Here is a 16,858-nt window from a genome sequence, read left to right on the forward strand (position 1 = left end):
CAGCACCGTTCCTCTCTCGAAATGGCCCATCACGCCTCCCTGTCGATCAGTTCTGCGGCAAGACACGAAAGCAGCTTCACCGCCTCGCCATAGGTTTTCGCCTTCTCGGGATTGGAGGCATTGCCGTCCAGCGCCCGTTTGAAGACGCCTTGGCAGATTGCAGCCAGCCGGAAGAAGGAAAAGGCGAGGAAGAACGTCCAGTTGCCGATACCGGTGAGCCCGCGCCGCCGGCAGTAGGCGGCGACGTAGTCCTCTTCGGAAGGCAGGCCGAGTGCGGAACGATCGATACCGCCCAGGCCGCGAAAGCCGGAAGCGTGCGGCAGCCGCCATTGCATGCATTGATAGGCGATATCGGCGAAGGGGTGGCCTGATGTCGAAAGTTCCCAGTCGAGCACTGCCAGAACCGTTGGCCGGTCCGGCGCGAAGATCAGATTGTCCAGCCGGTAGTCGCCATGGACCAGTGAGATCCGGCCGTCATCTACGGGCATATGCGTTTCCAACCAGGCAATCAGCCGGTCCATGTCGGCGACGGTGCCGGTTTCCGAGGCACGGTACTGGCTCGTCCAGCGCGCCAGTTGGCGCTCGAAATAATTGCCCGGCCGGCCGAAATCGCCGAGCCCCACAGTCTCGACATCGACCTCGTGCAGGGCGGCGAGGGTGTCGTTCATGGCATCGTAGATGGCGGCGCGTTCATCATTGTCGCCAGCCTCCGGCAGGGCCGGATCCCAGAAAATGCGGCCGTCGAGGAAATCCATCACGTAGAACATGCGGCCGATGGGCGAGCCTTCCGCCGACAGGTGCAGCATGGCAGGCACAGGCACGGCGGTGCCGGCAAGCGCGCTCATCACCCTGAATTCGCGGTCGACCTGGTGCGCCGATTTCAGCAATTGCCCCGGCGGCTTGGCGCGCAGCACGTAACGGCCGCTTGCCGCCGTCAAAAGGTAGGTCGGGTTCGATTGGCCGGATTTGAACTTCTCGACTGCAGCAAGCCCGGAAAAGCCCGGTATGTTCGCCTCGAGGTAAGGCGCAAGCGCTGCCTGGTCGACAACGGGATCACTCATGCCGTCTCGGGCTGGCGTTCGATCAAGGTCAGCGTCAGCCAGCGCGCGGTCAGTGCCGGCTTCTTCGAGCCCTCGATCTCGATCGTCACGTCATGCGCGGTCTGCACCCAGCCCGACGGCCTGACCTTGACGTCGGCCAGCACGAAACGGGTGCGGATGCGCGCGCCGGTTTTCACCGGCGCCAGGAAGCGCAGCGAATCGAAGCCGTGGTTGACGCCCATCTTGCCGTTTTCCAGCGGCGGCATGGTCTCGAAGGTCATCGCCGACAACAGCGACAGCGACAGGAAGCCGTGCGCGATGGTGCCGCCGAACGGCGTTTCACGCATCGCCCGCTCCGGATCGCAGTGGATGAACTGATGGTCGTCCGTGGCGTCGGCGAACTGGTCGATCATGCGTTGCGTGACCACCCGCCACGGCGACACGCCGACCTCCTTGCCGACACTGGCCAGAAGCACATCGAGACTGATCGGTTCCACGCTCATGTCCTCCAGTTCACCCCCGGCTTCTGTGGCCGGAAAATGTCATTCCTTGAACAAGGTCAACCCATGCTGCACCGACTGTCCGCCATCGATCGGCAGGATGGCGCCAGTGACATAGCTGCCTGCACGGCTGCACAAATAGAGCGTTGCGCCGGCAATGTCATCCGGTGCGCCGATACGGCCGATCGGAACATGGCTGCCGACGTGCCTGGCCTGTTCCTCTGTGGCGGTGGCAAATGCCGTCATCCGGCTCTGGAAGGGGCCGGGGGCAAAGGCGTTGACGGTGATGCGGCGGGCGGCGAACTCGAGCGCCAGTGTGCGCGTCAGATGATGAACCGCAGCCTTCGAGGCGGTGTAGGAATAGGCGTCGTCGGCCAGCGGCTGCGTGCCCATCACCGAACCGAGGTTGATCACCCTGGCCGGATCGGCGTCGCTGGCGGCGGCATCGAGCAGCGGCAGCAATTCACGGGTCAGGTGGAAAACCGCGGTGACGTTGACGCCAAACACCTTGGCCCATGCCGAATAGGGGAAGCTTTCCAGCGGCGCGCCCCAGGAGACGCCGGCGTTGTTGACCAGAATGTTCAGCCGTTCGGTGCGCGATTTGACCTCGGCGACGAGTGCGGCGATGCCGGCTTCGCTGGAAACGTCGCCGACGAAGCCGTCGGCCCGGCCCGGTGCACCAAGCTGGTTCAACTCTTCGGCGACCTTGATACAATCCTCGCCCTTGCGCGACGCGATCATCACGCTGGCGCCGGCCCTGACAAGCGCGGTCGCCGCCATGCGGCCGATGCCGGTCGCCGCACCCGTCACCAGCGCGGTCTTGCCGGCCACCGAAAACAGTTCGTCCAGATAGCTCATCACAATTCTCCGCGCTCGGCGTGCGGGCAAACAGTTCGTTGACAAGGCTATCCGAAGTACGGTCATCCTTGCCACTGACAAAATGCCTGGCGTGTATGAAGGGTTAGCGACCGATGACGGAGATGAATCTCGGCATGACCGAGCGGCTGAAGCCAATCCACGCGCGCGTCGCGGCCATGGTGCGCGACGAGATCATGCCGCTCGACCATGAATTCCTCAGCGAAGTGGGCAAGGCAGGCAGCCGCTGGGTCTACAGTGCGCGTCAGAGCGAGATCCTCGAAGGGCTGAAGAAGACCGCAAGAGAGCGCGGCCTGTGGAATTTCTGGCTGACCGGCTCGGAACGCGGCTATGGCCTTTCCACCGTCGAATACGCCTATCTGGCCGAAGAGATGGGCAAGGCGCATCTCGGCGCCGAGACCTTCAACTGCTCGGCGCCCGACACCGGCAACATGGAGGTGCTGGAGCGATACGGCTCGGCCGACCACAAGAAAGCATGGCTGGAACCGCTGCTCGACGGCAATATCCGCTCGGCCTATCTGATGACCGAGCCGGATGTCGCTTCATCCGATGCCACCAACATTGCCATGCGTTGTGAACGCCACGGCGGCGACTATGTGCTCAATGGCGAGAAATGGTGGGCTTCGGGCGCCGGCGATCCGCGCTGCGCCATCTACATCGTCATGGTCAGGACCGATGGCGATGAGGAGCCGCAGCACCGCCGTCATTCGATGATCCTGGTGCCATCAGACACGAAAGGTGTGACCAAGGTCCGGGCCATGCAGGTCTATGGCGATGACGACGCGCCGCATGGCCACATGCATCTTCGCTTCGACAATGTGCGCGTACCGGCGTCGAACCTGATCCTCGGCGAGGGCAGGGGGTTCGAGATCGCGCAAGGGCGGCTCGGTCCCGGCCGCATCCACCACTGCATGCGCGCCATCGGACAGGCCGAGATGGCGCTCGAGATGCTGTGCCAGCGTTCCGTGCGCCGCGAGGCCTTCGGCCAGAAGCTGGCAAAGCTCGGCGCCAATTTCGACATCATCGCCGAATGCCGCATGGAGATCGAGATGGCGCGGCTGCTCTGCCTCAAAGCGGCGTGGATGATCGACCAGGGCGATGTGCGGGCCGCTGCTCCCTGGATCAGCCAGATCAAGGTGGTCGCACCGCGCGTCGCGCTCAAGGTCACCGACGAGGCGGTGCAGATGTTCGGCGCGCAAGGCATCAGCCAGGACACACCGCTGGCGCGGTCGTGGACGCATCTGCGGACCTTGCGCCTTGCCGACGGGCCGGACGCCGTGCATCGCCGTCAGGTGGCGCGGACGGAGTTGAGGAAATACACGCAGGAGAAGGTCTGAGCGCCGGCATCGTCATGCGGGCGCGACCCGAGGCTCGAGCGAGGAGTGTTCCGATGACCGTCCCATCCGAAATGAAGGCGCTGCTGCTTGTCGGCGATGGCTACACCAGGACGCGGAGCGGCAGTGTGCTGGAGGCGATGGAGCCCTATCTCGAGCCGGGCAGCATCGCGGTGCCGACACCGGGCCCCAGCCAGGTGCTGATCAAGGTCAGCCTCGCCTCGATCAATCCGTCCGATGTCGCCTTCGTCAAGGGCCAGTACGGCCAGCCGCGTGCCAAGGGCCAGCCGGCCGGCTTCGAGGGTGTCGGCATTGTCGTTGCCAGCGGGGACGAGCCCTATCCCAAAAGCCTGATCGGCAAGCGCGTGGCTTTTGCCACCGGCGTCACCAACTGGGGCTCGTGGGCCGACTATGCCGTCGCCGAGGCGGCTGCCTGCATCCCGCTGCTCGACACCGTTCGCGACGAGGACGGTGCGGCGATGATCGTCAACCCGCTCACGGCGCTCGCCATGTTCGACATCGTCAAGGAGGAAGGCGAGAAGGCCTTCGTCATGACCGCCGGCGCCAGCCAGCTCTGCAAGCTGATCATCGGCCTGGCCAGCGAAGAGGGTTTCCGGCCGATCGTCACCGTGCGCCGCGACGACCAGATCGCGGCTCTGAATGCGCTTGGCGCGGCGCACGTGCTCAATGAAAGGGCGCCGGATTTCAAGGCGGCGCTGCGCGAGGTGATGAAGGCCGAACAGCCGCGCATCTTCCTTGACGCGGTAACCGGGCCGCTTGCCTCCGCCATCTTCGACGTCATGCCGAAGCGGTCGCGCTGGATCATCTATGGGCGGCTCGATCCCGAAGCCACCGTTATCCGCGAGCCCGGCCAACTGATCTTCCAGCACAAGCATATCGAAGGGTTTTGGCTGAGTGAGTGGATGCGCCAGTTCCGCGACCGTCGCGGCCCGGCGATCCTGGAAGCGCAGAAGCGTTTTTCCGATGGGCGCTGGTCGACCGACGTGACGGCGGTGGTGCCGCTTGCCGAAGCAATGGCGCGGCTGCCAGCCGAACTGGCCAAACCCAACGGCAAGGTGTTCATCCGGCCTTGAACGAAAATGGCTGGCGAGCGAAGTCCAGTTACTGCAAAAAAGGGGCTGCTTGTGAGAACAGGCTGCCGAAAAGTTCCCGCCGTTTTGGCGCAAGGCGATGACGAACGATCCCGGTACGAATTACTTTCTCAAGAAATATTCGGCCCCGCTGGATGATCCTGCCGGGACTGCGGTCAGGAACATCATGCTGGCGCGGGTCGTCGGCGCCGAATGTCAGGCCTCCAGACTCAACAAGGCCAAGATCAAAGCCTATCGCGACAGGATGATCGGGCCGCTCATGCCTGAGCAACTCAAAACAGCTGCATTTGAAGGTGGCAGTGCGTTGCGCAGTTTCAACTACCAGGATCTCGCTCACCTCTGTGCCGGCATCGACTATCAGTTCGGGCCGAAAGGCGTGCTGATTCCGGGGGCTGTTCTTGCTGGTAAGGGCGAGCCGAAATATCCCTTTGATCCGCGCAACCCCTATTTTCGTTTGCCCGAATTCACTGACGATTAGTCAGGTCGCCAGCCTCGGACGGCAGCCATGAAGGTGGGAACGCATATTCGAGGCGAAGGAGGTGCGGCCCTGACGTTCGTCAGCCCCCTATGCCACGCCGCTTCGTCCGTGATATGCCGCCGCCATCGAATGCCGGGACAGGCTGGACTGATCCAGTTCCGGGATTGTGTGGAGCGCCTTGATGACGATTTCCAAGCCGGTTTTCGACCGTTTGGGGTTTGGCCTGTGGATCGGAGCGTTCCTGGTCGTTCTTGCCCTGGTCCTGTGGTCACCGCACACGCGGACGGTATGGCAGGCCTATATCGACGGCAGCGTGGCGCTTCAGGCCGGTCTGCCGCTCTACGACACCCAGTCCGAGATGGGGTATCTCTACGCGCCGGCCTTTGCCGCGCTCTACACTCCAATAGTCAAGCTTGGTCCGCATCTGGGCGGCTTGGTTTGGCATTCCATTGGCTTTGCGGTGCTGACCTACGCCGCGATGCGGCAGGTGCGCAAGCTCGGCGGCGGCGAACTGACATGGCTGCTTTCTTTCGGTCTTTTCCTCGCTTTGCCGATGGCGGTGGGGGCGATCCGCAACGGCCAGGCGACGATCCTTTTGACCGGCGCTTGCTGGCTTCTCACCCTGTCGGCGCTGGAAGGGCGGCGGGCGGAGACGTTCTTCTGGGCTTCGCTTGCCATCATCGCCAAGCCGACCGCGATCATAATGCTGTTGTTGGTAGGAGCCCTTCGGCTCCGGTTGATACCGGTGCTGGTGCTGGCGCTGCTGTTCGTGCTGGCACTGCCTTACGCTTTTGCTCCCGCCGGCTATCTCAACGATCAGTATCGTGTCTTCATCCAGATGCTGACCTCCATGGCCGTCGACAACACCAGCCATTTCGTGCCCACCGATTTCACGGCACCGTTCACCACGATAGGACTGCCGATACCGGAAATCGGCGCAACGATCGTGCGCATGGTCATGGCCCTGTTTACGCTTTCTGCCGTCATCTGGTTCGACCGCAGGCTCGAACAGGGAAAGGCGGCGCTGGCGATCTTCCTGACAGCCACTTTCTACATGTGCGTCTTCAACCCGCGCGTCGAGCCAAACACCTTTGCCATGATCGCGGTACCAGCCGGTCTTGCCATCGCCCTGTTGTGGCGCGAAGAACGGGGCGGCGTCCTTGCCTCGGTGCTGTCGACGACGCTGTTCGTGACCGGGTTGAGCGGCGTCGAGCGCCATGTGCACGATTTCCTCTTCCCCTGGTTCCGGCCGGTCGCCGTCACTTTTATCGCCGGTTCGCTGATCTGGTGGTTCTGGGCCAAGGCACGGGAAAAGGTGGTGAATGCGGGAGTCGCGAATGGTTGAGTTGCGGCCGAGCCTCGATATTGTCGCACCGTTCTTCAACGAGGCGGCATCGGCATCGGCCTTCGCGTGCCTGCTGGGCGAGCTCGAAGTGGCCGTGGCACAACGCTTCGGCATGACCGTACACAAGATCCTCGTCGATGACGGCAGTCGTGACGATGGTGCCGTGCGGTTTTCGCAAGCGCTGACGGGGTCGTGGGAGATCGTGCGCCTCAGCCGCAATTTCGGCAAGGAAGTCGCGGTGCTCGCCGGCCTCGACCAGTCGCGCGGCGACATGGTGCTGATCATGGACGCCGACCTCCAGCATTCCCTGGACATCAGCCTGAAGCTGATCGCCGAGCTGGTGGACCATCCGGACATCGACGTCGTCTATGCGCAGAACGACCGCCGCGAGGCGAGCTGGCGGCGCAGCCAGCTTGCACGGCTTTTCTACAGCCTGATCAACTCGAGCCAGCGTTTCGATATTCCCGAAAATGCCGGCGACTTTCGCGTCATGCGCGGCGCCGTGGCGCGCGCGCTGACCAGCCTGCGCGACAAGCGGCGCTTCAACAAGGGCCTGTTTGCCTGGGCCGGCTTTCGCCAGATGGCGTTGCCCTATTCGCCGGAAGGCCGCGCCAGCGGCACGTCGAAATGGAGCCGGCTCAACCTGATCGCCTTCTCGCTCGAAGGTTTTACTTCCTTTTCCGTCATTCCCTTGCGTCTCATCAGCCTCAGCGGGCTGCTCGCGGCGTTGGCCGGTGCGCTCTATGGCGCCAAGGTGCTCTTCGAGGTGATCTTCTACGGCATTGCCGTTCCGGGCTACCCCAGCCTGCTGGTTGCCGTCGTCCTGCTCGGCGGCCTCAACCTGACCTTGCTTGGCCTGATCGGCGAATACGTCTGGGTCACGCTCAGCGAGAGCAAGGATCGCCCGGTCTATCTCGTGCGCGACGTCGTGCGCAGCGTGGCCCCCGCCGATCGGCCGGAGCCGGGCACTTCGAACAGATGACGCGGCGCATCCGCCTGATCGCCGACGACTACGGCCTGGCGCCCGGCGTTTCCGCCGCGATTCTCGACCTGCTCGATCGCGGCCGCCTGACCGGCACCAGCTGCATGACCGGGTTTCCGGAATGGGAAGCGGAGGCAGCGCGCATAAAACCGCTGTGCGGCCGGGCCGCGGTCGGGCTGCATCTCACCTTGACCGACCAGTTGGCCATTACCGGCCGGTCGAACCTGGCGCCGGAAGGCCGGCTGCCACCGCTCCGCGCACTGGCCTTGCCTGTTTTGCGCGGCCGCATCGGCGAGCGCCATGTTCATGCCGAGCTTGACGCCCAGTACAGCCGCTTCGTCGAGGCGCTTGGCCGCCGCCCCGATTTCGTCGACGGGCATCAGCATGTGCATTTCCTTCCCGTCGTGCGCACATGGCTGCGCGCGCGGTTTCCAGAAGGCGCCGACAGGCCGGCCCTACGCGGCGGCCCGGCGCTGGCCGCAGGGTCGAAGGTCGCCGCGATTGCCGCGCTCGCTGCCGGGTTCAACCGTTCGATGCAGCGCGCCGGCTTCATCGTTTTCCAGCCGCTCGCCGGCATCTATGACTGGCGGCAGCCCGAAAAGTTCACTGCGGTTCTGCAGGCCGCCGTCGAAGGGTTGCCGGAACAAGGGCTGTTCATGTGCCATCCCGGCCATGTCGACGAGACGCTGCGCGCGCGCGACACGATGCAAGGTGCGCGCGAGGTCGAATTCGCGGCCCTGGCATCGGACGCGTTCGGAGCCAGCCTGGCCCGCGCCAATGTCGCAATCATGGATGGCAGGGGATGAACGACGCCGAGCGGCCCCCGCGTTCGACCGGCAACAAGATCGTCCGCTTTGCCATTGTCGGACTGGCCAACACAGCCATCGACCTTGCCAGCTTCTTCCTGCTGCTCAAGCTCGGTGCTTCGCCGCTGCCGGCCAACGTTGCTGCCTGGTTCATCGCCGTCACCTTTTCCTTCGCGGCGAACGGCTTCTGGTCGTTCGAGCGCAATCGAGCCATCCGGCTGCGTGACGCATTCCTTCGCTTCGCCTCGCTTGGAGGGCTGATTTCGCTCGGCGTCTCCAGCCTCTCCATCGCGCTGTTTGCCGGCATCGCCGGAGTGTGGCCGGCAAAGATCGCCGGTGTCGTGGTGGCGGCGGTGCTGAATTTCCTCGCCGCGCGCTGGTCGATCGAAGGCCGGTTCTTGAGATAGGCGGAACTATTTTTTTTTACGAAATTCCGAACGGAAAACCGCTACACACTTTTCCCTGGATTTCTTTACTCCGCCGGTTCCACATTGGTGTAGGCGGCTTCCTCCAACTCGCGCTTCAGTCGCGCTTCCTCATGGGTCTTCGGCGTGACGAAGCGGCCAAGCAGGAGATAGGCGACCGGCGTCAGGAACAGCGTCGAGACGGTGGCCAACCCCAGGCCGCCGACGATGACCCAGCCGAGCGCGACGCGCGCCTCGGCACCGGCGCCGCTCGCCAGCACCAGCGGCAAGCCGCCGAGCACGGTGCAGATCATCGTCATCATCACCGGCCGCACGCGGATGATCGAGGCCTGCTCGATCGCTTCGCGCACGCCAAGCCCGCGATCGCGCAGCTGGTTGGCGAATTCGACGATCAGGATGCCGTTCTTGGCCATGACGCCAACCAAAAGCACCAGGCCGATCTGGCTGTAGGCGTTGAGACTGGTGCCCGAGAGCAGAAGCGCGAAAATCGCGCAGGCCAGTCCGAGCGGCACCGTCGCCATGATGATGACGGCACTGACGAAACTTTCGAACTGGGCGGCCAGCACCAAAAGGATGATGACCAGCGCGAAGCCGAAAATGGTGACCATGGCGCTGTTGGTCTCGCCCAGCGTCGCCGCCTCGGCCAGCGGCAGGATGCGGCTGCCCGCAGGCAGCAGCGGCGTGGCGATCTCCTCGGCGCGGGTGAGCGCGTCGCCAAGCGCGAAGTCGCCACTGAGGTTGGAGGTGATCGCCACCGACGGCTGCTGCTGTTCGCGCGACAGCGATGGCGGCACGGCACGTTCGGTCAGCGTGGCGATGGTCGACATCGGCACGAAACGTCCGTCTGATGTTTTCAGGAAGATGTTTTCCAGATCGGTCGGATCGTTGATCGGATTGGTAGTCGAGACCAGCTTCACGCCGTAGCTGCGGTCGGCGATGTAGACGTCGACGACATCGTTGCCGTCGAGCATGGCCTGCAAGGTGTTGGCCAGTCCCGATATGTCGATGCCGAGGTCGGAGGCGCGCTCGCGGTCGATGGCCACGGCGAGCTGCGGTTGCGTCGGGTCGATCGACAGGCGCGGTGTCTGGAAGCGCGCGTCCTTCTGCATCTCGGCGATGATCTTCACGGCTGCGTCGCCGAGCGCCTTGCGGTCGTTGCCGACCAGCGCGAACTGCAGGCCGTTGCCGGCGCCACGGATGCCGAGGCTGTTGGGCTGTACCGGGAAGATGCGCACGCTCGGCACCTGCCTGGTCAACTGGCTGATCTCGGCCATGATCTCCTGCTGGCTGCGGCTGCGCTCGTTCCACGGCGCCAACGTCATCACCATGAAGCCGGAATTGTAGGAGCCGTTCTGGCCGGCATTCTCGAAGGTCGAGCGGATCTCGCCGGAATCGCGCATCGGCTGGATCAGTCTCTCGATCTTCTGCATCTGCTGCGTCGTATAGTCGAGGCTGACGCCTTGCGGGGCGCTGATGCGCAGAAGCACGGCGGCGCGGTCCTCGGTCGGCGTCAGCTCCTGGCGGATGGTGCCGAACAGCGTGAAGGCGGTGCCGGCAAACAGCACCGCCACCAGAAGCACGATCCATGGCGCGTCGAGGCAGGCGTGTAGGCCGCGCTTGTAGGCCGTACTGAGCGCGCCGCCGATGCGGGCGCCGATGCCATGGCCCCCTTCGTGGTGGAGCGATGCGCTGGTCAGCATGCGCGAGGCGAGCATCGGGCACAGCGTCAGCGCCACAACGCAGGACAATAGCACCGACATGGCAAGCACGAAGCCGAATTCGCGGAACAGGCCGCCGGTCTGGCCGGGCAGGAACGAAATCGGCACGAAGACGGCGACCAGCGTCAAGGTGGTGGCAATGACGGCGAAAAACACTTCCTGCGCGCCAAGCACGGCGGCGGCGCGGGGCCCCATGCCTTCATTGCGTCGTCGCACGATGTTTTCGAGCACGACGATGGCGTCGTCGACGACCAGTCCCGTCGCCAGCACCAGAGCGAGCAGGGTCAGGATGTTGACCGAGAAGCCGGCCAGATAGATGGCAGCGATGGTGCCGATCATGGCGACCGGCATCGACAGGCCGGGGATCAGCGTCGCGCGCCAGTCGAGGAGAAACACATAGATGACGATCAGCACCATGGTCACGGACAGGCCGAGTGCGATCTCGACCTCGTGCACCGCGCCCTTGACGAAGACGGCGTCGTCGCTGGTGATCTTGATCGACATGCCCTTGGGCAGGTTTTCCTGCAGCTTGGCGACGGCGGCCTGGACACCGGTCGAGATGTCCAGCGTGTTCGATTCCGCCTGGCGGATGATGCCGATGCCGATGCCGGTCTTGCCGTCCGAGCGCAGCGTGGTCTGGCCGACGTCGGGACCGAGCGTGACGGTGGCGACGTCGCGGATGCGCGTCGTGCCGCCGACAATGATGTTTTCGAACTCTTCCGGCGTGGTCACGTCGGCAGTCGTGCGGACGATCAGGTCCTGGTTGGTCGTGGTGATCGAACCGGCAGGGGAATCGAAAGCGACCGAGGCAAGGGCGGCCCTGAGATCGGCAACCGTGAAGCCGAGGCTGGCCAGCTTGTTCTGGTCGACATCGATGCGAAAGATCTTGTCGCGGTCGCCATAGACCTGGACGTCTGCAACGCCGGGCACGGCGGCAAGCTCGTCCTCGATCTGGTCCTGGACCACCACGGTCATGTCCTGGATCGACATGTTGTCCGAGGTTACCGCCAGTCGCATCACCGCGTCGGAATTGGCGTCGGCCTTGACGATGCGCGGCGGATCGGCGGTGTCGGGCATCTGGTTGGCGACGCGGCCGACAGCATCACGCACGTCCGAGGCGGCGACATTCAGATCGACGCCGTCGTTGAACTCGATGGTGACGCGGCTCGAGCCGAACGAGGAAGACGACGAGATCGACTTGACGCCTGAGACGCGGGCGACGGCGCCCTCGATCGTGTCGGTCAGTTCGCGGTCGACGGTCTCGGCCGCCGCGCCCTCGAAGGTGGTGGAAACAGTGACGACCGCGCGGTCGACATCAGGCAGTTCGCGGATCTCGACGCCGTAGAAAGCGGCCAGGCCGGCGACCGCGATCAGCGTGTTGAGCACGAAGGCCATGACCGGCCTGCGGATGAACAGGGCGGTGAAGCCGGTCTCGCTGGCGGTGTTGATGGTTCCGGTCATGAGCCTGCGGCGGCGTCCGCGGCGCGCTGCTCTTCGCCGGCAAGGCGAACCGCGCCGCCCTCGCTGACGCTCTGGGTGCCTTCTGTGACCACCATGTCGCCATTGTCGATCTCGGCGTCGATCAGCACGGTCTCGGTGTTGCGCTGGATGATGCGCACCGGGACCCGCCTGGCCTTGCCATCCTCGATCTGCCAGACATAGGCGCCGTCCGACCCCCACAGGATCGCCAGCGGGCTGACGGCCGGATAGGTTTGCCCCGGAAATTTCATGGTGATGCCGAACGACATGCCGGCGCGCAGCGAATCGGCCGGGTTGGCGATCTTGGCCTTGACCAGCAGGGTGCGACTCTTTTCATCGATGTGGTTGTCGATGGCCGAAACGGTGCCGCTATAGGCGTTGCTGGGATTGGCGATCGGCGTCGCCGTCAATTGCGCACCGACCTTGACGGCGGCGGCGAAGCGCTCGGGCACCAGGAAATCGACCAGGATCGAGGACCGGTCGTCGAGCGTGGCGATGGCCGACTGGTTGGTGACATAATTGCCGGCCGAGATCGGCAGGATGCCGACGGTGCCGGCGATCGGCGCCAGGATCGACCGGCGCTGCAGTGCAAGTTCCGCGTCCTGAAGCGCCAGCTTGGCGCCCGCCAGCACCACCTCGGCATCAGCCACGGCTACCGGGGTCGCGGCATTGGAGGCACGCAGGGACTTAACGCGGTCGAGCTTGGACTGAGCGTCCTGCAAGGCGAGCTTGGCACGGTCCTGAGAGATCACTTCGGTCTCGGAATCGAGGGTGGCGAGGATCTGTCCCTTTTCGACATGGCTGCCGGATTCGACCAGCAGTTCGGCGAGGCGGCCGGAGCTGTAAGGATTGACGGTCACCGAGGCGTTGGCACGGCCGGTGCCGATCGCCTGCAGGCGGTCGTTGATAACAGCCGAAGTGGCCGCCAAGGCGACCACGTTCACCCGCTGGTTGCCGTTGCGGCCGTTTGCCTGCCTCGCGTTGGCGGCACCGGTTTCAGCCGGGGGCGTTGCCGCGTAAGCCCAGTCGATGCCCCAACGTGCCAGCACGTCCGGTGCGCCGGGATAAAAGCGCAGCCAGGCGGCTGCCGCCACCACCAGCACCATGAGTGCAAAAAGTATCTGTTTCCAGGCGGCCATCAGCACTCCGGTTGGTAAAACAATCCTTCCGTCTACCGGTTTCCCGAAATGAAGCAGACGCAGCGAGGCTATTGTAAGGCAAAGAAGCCGCCTCGATATCGCGTCTTTATGACAATTCTCCGGGGGCTGCGCACATTAAATATATGTAACGTTTGAGAAAATATGCGTAACGCTTCGGATCATCGCATATGCACTAACGCAGACTTTCCATCTCGCGAATGCGTTTGGCGCCTTCTGCTTCCAGTTGCCTGGTGACGGCGCCGATCAGCGTTTCGGCGACGACGAAAAGGGCCGCCGATGAATCCCATGCCGACGGCACCGCGGTTCGTCCGGCGATGACATGGCGAGCAAGGCGGGCGATCGGCGACAGCCACTGGTCGGTGAACAGCACGATCTGCACGCCACGCTGATGCGCCTTCTCGGCGAAGCGGAGGAGGCTGTCCTGGTAGCGCCTGATGTCGAAGATGACCAGCACGTCGCGCTTGCCCATGTCGATCAGCCGGTCACGCCACATGCTTTCCTGCCCGGCGAGGTGAAAGACATCCGGCTGGATGATGGCGAGGTGGGCGGCCATGTAGCGCGCCAGCGGATCGGTGAAGCGGCCGCCGATCAGGAAGGTCTTGCCGCGCCGGTCCGCCAGCCGGGCGGCGATGTCGGCAAGCTGCTTGTCGGACAGGTGCCTGAATGTCTCGCGCATATTGTCGAGCGTCGCTTCCAGCATCGGCGACACGGTCCCGCCGCCGGGCGAGGGCGGATTGAGCGTCCTTGTCGCCGGCGATTGCAGTTGCGCCGCCAGTTCGTCCTGCAGGCTCGACTGGAACTCCGGATAGTTCTGAAAGCCCAACCGGGCGACGAAACGCAGGATTGTCGGCGAGGAAACGCCGGCTGCGGCCGAGAATTCAGCGACCGTTTTCAAGCCGATCATCGGGTAGAAGGCAATCAGTGTCTGGGCCGCGCGCCGTTCGCTGGCCGGCATCGTGCCGATGCGGTCGGCGATCAGTTCGGCAATGTTGGAAATCATCTTTTCCCCACCCCTGGCTCGGTCGATGGTCTTTTCCGAAATCGCATTTGACAAAGCCGGACAAACTGTATGAAATCATCCACAGGGACGCAATGAGGCAAAATACGTAACATACGATACAGCGCTCCCCGGGGACGGCAGAGTATGGAGAAAGCACGGCCCGCCAGCCTTGCATCGTCTGATACCGTAAGGGTGACGAACCCCGGCGGATCAAGCCCTTTCGTGCTGACCTGCGATCACGCCTCGAACTTCCTGCCCGCCGAATTCGGCACGCTCGGCCTTGCTGTCGAGGACCTGTCGCGCCACATCGCCTGGGATCCCGGCGCGCTGCCGGTTGCCCGCCGCATGGCGCAGGCGCTCGACGCGACGCTGGTCGAAACCCGCATTTCGCGCCTTGTCATCGACTGCAACCGGCCGCTTGACGCGCCCGACCTGGTGCCGCCGGTCAGTGAGACAACGGCCATACCGGGCAATGCCGGCCTGTCGGAAAGTGAGCGTGCCGCGCGTGTCGCGCTTTCGTGGCGCCCTTTCCACGATACGATTGCGGATATCATCAGCCACAGGCTGTCACACGGTCAGGAAACGCGGCTGGTTTCGGTCCATTCCTTCACGCCGGTATACAAGGGCCGCAACCGGCCCTGGCATATCGGCATCATCCATGACGAGGATCGCCGGCTGGCGGCGCCGCTGATATCGGCGCTGAAGCGGCTTTCCGGTGTCACCGTCGGGGTCAACGAGCCGTATTCACCTGATGACCGCGTCTATTTCACGCTGGAACGGCATGCGCGCTCGCGCGGACTGCCCTGCACGATGATCGAAATCCGCAATGACGAAATCGCCGGCGAGACCGGGCAGCGGAAATGGGCGGATCTGCTCACGGGCATTTTTTCGGATCTGGAGCCAGAGGAGGCCGGACACACCAGATCGCATTCAGTCGGAAAGTCAGTTCAATCGGCTAGCTAGGGCGGGATCTCATCCCGACCCGAAAACCAACAGGGGACACTAAAATGGCAGCACCGGGTTATACTGAAGTTGACAAGGCGGAGGACGTAAAGCACCTCCACAGCATGGGCTATGCCCAGGAATTGGAGCGGCGCCTCAGTCGCTTTTCGAACTTCGCCGTTTCCTTCTCCATCATCTGCATCCTGTCGGGCGGCATCAATTCGCTGGCCCAGGCCACCTCCGGCGCCGGCGGCATCGGCATCGGCATCGGCTGGCTGGTCGGCTGCTTCGTTTCGCTGACCTTTGCCGTCGCCATGTCGCAGATCAGCTCGGCCTATCCGACGGCCGGCGGCCTCTATCACTGGGGTTCGATCCTCGGCAACCGCGGCACCGGCTGGGTCACCGCATGGCTCAATCTGCTCGGCCTGATCACCGTGCTCGGCGCCATCAATGTCGGCACCTGGACGTTTTTCATCGGCGCTTTCGGCCCGACGCTCGGAATCGAAGGCACGCTGACAAACCAGATGATCTTTCTGATCATCATCACCGGCGCGCAGGCGCTGATCAACCATCTCGGCATCAAGCTGACGGCGAAGCTGACCGATTTCTCGGGCTATCTCATCTTCTTCGGCTCGATCCTGATCGCCATCGTCTGCCTGGCTTCCGCTGAGACCTGGGATTTCAGCCGTCTCTTCACCTTCAAGAACTATTCCGGGGACGCAGGCGCCGGCGTGTGGCCATCCGTCTCGAATGCCTGGGTGTTCGCGCTCGGCCTGTTGCTGCCGATCTACACGATCACCGGTTATGACGCTTCCGCGCACACCTCGGAGGAAACCATCAAGGCGGCTTCTTCCGTGCCGCGCGCCATGGTCATGTCGGTGATCTGGTCGGCCGTTTTCGGCTATCTGTTCCTGGCCGCCTTCGTGCTGATGATCCCGAACATGGACGATGCCGCCAAGCAGGGCTGGAACGTGTTCTTCTGGGCCTTCGACCAGCGCGTAAGCCCCGGCATCAAGGAGTTCGTCTACCTCGTCGTGTTCGTCGCACAGCTGCTGTGCGGCCTTGCCACGGTGACGTCTGCCTCGCGCATGATCTTCGCCTTCTCGCGTGACGGCGGCCTGCCGGGTTCGGCGGCACTCGCCAAGGTCAGCCCGACCTACCGCACGCCGGTGGCGGCGATCTGGACGGCTTCGATCCTGTCGGTGCTGTTCGTCTGGGGTTCGACGCTGGTTTCGGTCGCAGGCACTTCGGCCTACACCATCGTGGTTTCCTGCACCGTCATCTTCCTGTTCCTCTCCTTCACCGTGCCGATCGTGCTCGGCATGCTCGCCTGGGGCACGCCGAAGTGGGACAAGATGGGTCCCTGGAACATGGGGCGCGGCGTGTTCATGCTGTTCGCCTTCCTGTCGATCGTCTCAATGATCCTGATCTTCATCATCGGCATCCAGCCGCCGAACGATTGGGCGCTCTACATCACCGTCGGCTTCTTCATCCTGACGGCAGTCGTCTGGTTCGGCTTCGAGAAGCGCCGCTTCCAGGGGCCGCCGCTCGGCGACATCATTGCGGCGCGTCAGGCGGCCATCAAGGCGGCCGAACAGGCAGTCGGCGAAACCGGCCACTGACCTCGACCATCATGGCCATGGCCGGCATCGTGCCGGCCA

At 63.8% G+C, this 16,858-nt stretch carries 15 protein-coding genes; 9 read left to right on the top strand and 6 right to left on the bottom strand.

The features are described from left to right. Window positions 1-29: 29 nt before the first annotated feature. The 3 genes from MESCI_RS09165 to MESCI_RS09175 are packed head-to-tail and all read right to left on the bottom strand — an operon-like array spanning window position 30 to window position 2,398. Window positions 30-1,061: a phosphotransferase family protein gene (locus tag MESCI_RS09165; RefSeq protein ID WP_013529667.1), complete on the bottom strand. Its 1,032-nt coding sequence runs from the start codon at window positions 1,059-1,061 to the stop codon at window positions 30-32. Beyond that, entirely contained in the window at window positions 1,058-1,543 is a 486-nt protein-coding gene (locus tag MESCI_RS09170) for a MaoC family dehydratase (protein WP_263484965.1), read from the bottom strand. Before MESCI_RS09170 ends, MESCI_RS09165 begins: the two co-directional genes overlap by 4 nt. A 39-nt stretch (window positions 1,544-1,582) precedes the next feature. Then, on the bottom strand, window positions 1,583-2,398 hold the full coding sequence (locus MESCI_RS09175; protein WP_013529669.1) for an SDR family oxidoreductase: 816 nt from the start codon (window positions 2,396-2,398) through the stop codon (window positions 1,583-1,585). Window positions 2,399-2,511: 113 nt separating this feature from the next. Between MESCI_RS09175 and MESCI_RS09180 the strand changes: the two genes are divergently transcribed. The 7 genes from MESCI_RS09180 to MESCI_RS09210 all read left to right on the top strand — a co-directional run bounded on the left by MESCI_RS09180 (window position 2,512) and on the right by MESCI_RS09210 (window position 8,880). Continuing rightward, complete coding sequence (locus tag MESCI_RS09180; RefSeq protein WP_013529670.1) at window positions 2,512-3,753, top strand: acyl-CoA dehydrogenase family protein; 1,242 nt, start codon at window positions 2,512-2,514, stop codon at window positions 3,751-3,753. A 53-nt stretch (window positions 3,754-3,806) separates the two neighbouring features. Further along, on the top strand, window positions 3,807-4,844 hold the full coding sequence (locus tag MESCI_RS09185) for a zinc-binding dehydrogenase (protein ID WP_013529671.1): 1,038 nt from the start codon (window positions 3,807-3,809) through the stop codon (window positions 4,842-4,844). A gap of 97 nt (window positions 4,845-4,941) precedes the next feature. Next, window positions 4,942-5,340, top strand: a complete 399-nt coding sequence (locus MESCI_RS09190) for a hypothetical protein (protein WP_013529672.1) — start codon at window positions 4,942-4,944, stop codon at window positions 5,338-5,340. Window positions 5,341-5,521: 181 nt separating this feature from the next. Beyond that, the gene (locus MESCI_RS09195; protein WP_013529673.1) at window positions 5,522-6,685 is read left to right on the top strand and encodes a glycosyltransferase 87 family protein; all 1,164 of its coding nucleotides are present in this window, start codon (window positions 5,522-5,524) and stop codon (window positions 6,683-6,685) included. After that, a complete protein-coding gene (locus MESCI_RS09200) occupies window positions 6,678-7,667 on the top strand; it encodes a glycosyltransferase family 2 protein (protein WP_013529674.1) in 990 nt (329 codons plus the stop codon). The genes MESCI_RS09195 and MESCI_RS09200 overlap by 8 nt, the downstream gene beginning before the upstream one ends. After that, window positions 7,664-8,473, top strand: coding sequence for a ChbG/HpnK family deacetylase (locus tag MESCI_RS09205; RefSeq protein ID WP_013529675.1), 810 nt, complete (start codon window positions 7,664-7,666; stop codon window positions 8,471-8,473). The genes MESCI_RS09200 and MESCI_RS09205 overlap by 4 nt, the downstream gene beginning before the upstream one ends. Next, window positions 8,470-8,880: a GtrA family protein gene (locus tag MESCI_RS09210; RefSeq protein WP_013529676.1), complete on the top strand. Its 411-nt coding sequence runs from the start codon at window positions 8,470-8,472 to the stop codon at window positions 8,878-8,880. Before MESCI_RS09205 ends, MESCI_RS09210 begins: the two co-directional genes overlap by 4 nt. A 65-nt stretch (window positions 8,881-8,945) precedes the next feature. On the opposite strand, the gene MESCI_RS09215 is transcribed toward MESCI_RS09210, so the two are convergent. The 3 genes from MESCI_RS09215 to MESCI_RS09225 form a co-directional block, all read right to left on the bottom strand. Next, the gene (locus tag MESCI_RS09215; RefSeq protein ID WP_013529677.1) at window positions 8,946-12,077 is read right to left on the bottom strand and encodes an efflux RND transporter permease subunit; all 3,132 of its coding nucleotides are present in this window, start codon (window positions 12,075-12,077) and stop codon (window positions 8,946-8,948) included. Next, on the bottom strand, window positions 12,074-13,234 hold the full coding sequence (locus MESCI_RS09220) for an efflux RND transporter periplasmic adaptor subunit (RefSeq protein WP_013529678.1): 1,161 nt from the start codon (window positions 13,232-13,234) through the stop codon (window positions 12,074-12,076). The genes MESCI_RS09215 and MESCI_RS09220 overlap by 4 nt, the downstream gene beginning before the upstream one ends. Before the next feature lie 193 nt (window positions 13,235-13,427). Beyond that, window positions 13,428-14,255 carry a MurR/RpiR family transcriptional regulator gene (locus tag MESCI_RS09225; RefSeq protein ID WP_013529679.1) on the bottom strand — a complete coding sequence of 276 codons (828 nt, stop codon included), beginning with the start codon at window positions 14,253-14,255 and terminating at the stop codon, window positions 13,428-13,430. Between the two features lie 144 nt (window positions 14,256-14,399). Between MESCI_RS09225 and MESCI_RS09230 the strand changes: the two genes are divergently transcribed. Further along, the gene (locus tag MESCI_RS09230) at window positions 14,400-15,218 is read left to right on the top strand and encodes an N-formylglutamate amidohydrolase (protein WP_013529680.1); all 819 of its coding nucleotides are present in this window, start codon (window positions 14,400-14,402) and stop codon (window positions 15,216-15,218) included. 44 nt (window positions 15,219-15,262) lie between these two features. After that, window positions 15,263-16,819 (top strand): amino acid permease, encoded by a 1,557-nt coding sequence (locus MESCI_RS09235; RefSeq protein ID WP_013529681.1) that lies wholly within the window; start codon window positions 15,263-15,265, stop codon window positions 16,817-16,819. Window positions 16,820-16,858 lie beyond the last annotated feature (39 nt).

It is taken from the genome of Mesorhizobium ciceri biovar biserrulae WSM1271, from assembly GCF_000185905.1.
GTDB classification, from domain to species: Bacteria; Pseudomonadota; Alphaproteobacteria; order Rhizobiales; family Rhizobiaceae; genus Mesorhizobium; species Mesorhizobium ciceri.

What these genes read in the sequence shown, in the direction of transcription:
- MESCI_RS09165 (WP_013529667.1), bottom strand. Translation starts at nt 1,061, where the DNA reads ATGAGTGATCCCGTTGTCGACCAGGCAGCGCTTGCGCCTTACCTCGAG.
- MESCI_RS09170 (WP_263484965.1), bottom strand. Translation starts at nt 1,543, where the DNA reads ATGAGCGTGGAACCGATCAGTCTCGATGTGCTTCTGGCCAGTGTCGGC.
- MESCI_RS09175 (WP_013529669.1), bottom strand. Translation starts at nt 2,398, where the DNA reads ATGAGCTATCTGGACGAACTGTTTTCGGTGGCCGGCAAGACCGCGCTG.
- MESCI_RS09180 (WP_013529670.1), top strand. Translation starts at nt 2,512, where the DNA reads ATGACGGAGATGAATCTCGGCATGACCGAGCGGCTGAAGCCAATCCAC.
- MESCI_RS09185 (WP_013529671.1), top strand. Translation starts at nt 3,807, where the DNA reads ATGACCGTCCCATCCGAAATGAAGGCGCTGCTGCTTGTCGGCGATGGC.
- MESCI_RS09190 (WP_013529672.1), top strand. Translation starts at nt 4,942, where the DNA reads ATGACGAACGATCCCGGTACGAATTACTTTCTCAAGAAATATTCGGCC.
- MESCI_RS09195 (WP_013529673.1), top strand. Translation starts at nt 5,522, where the DNA reads ATGACGATTTCCAAGCCGGTTTTCGACCGTTTGGGGTTTGGCCTGTGG.
- MESCI_RS09200 (WP_013529674.1), top strand. Translation starts at nt 6,678, where the DNA reads ATGGTTGAGTTGCGGCCGAGCCTCGATATTGTCGCACCGTTCTTCAAC.
- MESCI_RS09205 (WP_013529675.1), top strand. Translation starts at nt 7,664, where the DNA reads ATGACGCGGCGCATCCGCCTGATCGCCGACGACTACGGCCTGGCGCCC.
- MESCI_RS09210 (WP_013529676.1), top strand. Translation starts at nt 8,470, where the DNA reads ATGAACGACGCCGAGCGGCCCCCGCGTTCGACCGGCAACAAGATCGTC.
- MESCI_RS09215 (WP_013529677.1), bottom strand. Translation starts at nt 12,077, where the DNA reads ATGACCGGAACCATCAACACCGCCAGCGAGACCGGCTTCACCGCCCTG.
- MESCI_RS09220 (WP_013529678.1), bottom strand. Translation starts at nt 13,234, where the DNA reads ATGGCCGCCTGGAAACAGATACTTTTTGCACTCATGGTGCTGGTGGTG.
- MESCI_RS09225 (WP_013529679.1), bottom strand. Translation starts at nt 14,255, where the DNA reads ATGATTTCCAACATTGCCGAACTGATCGCCGACCGCATCGGCACGATG.
- MESCI_RS09230 (WP_013529680.1), top strand. Translation starts at nt 14,400, where the DNA reads ATGGAGAAAGCACGGCCCGCCAGCCTTGCATCGTCTGATACCGTAAGG.
- MESCI_RS09235 (WP_013529681.1), top strand. Translation starts at nt 15,263, where the DNA reads ATGGCAGCACCGGGTTATACTGAAGTTGACAAGGCGGAGGACGTAAAG.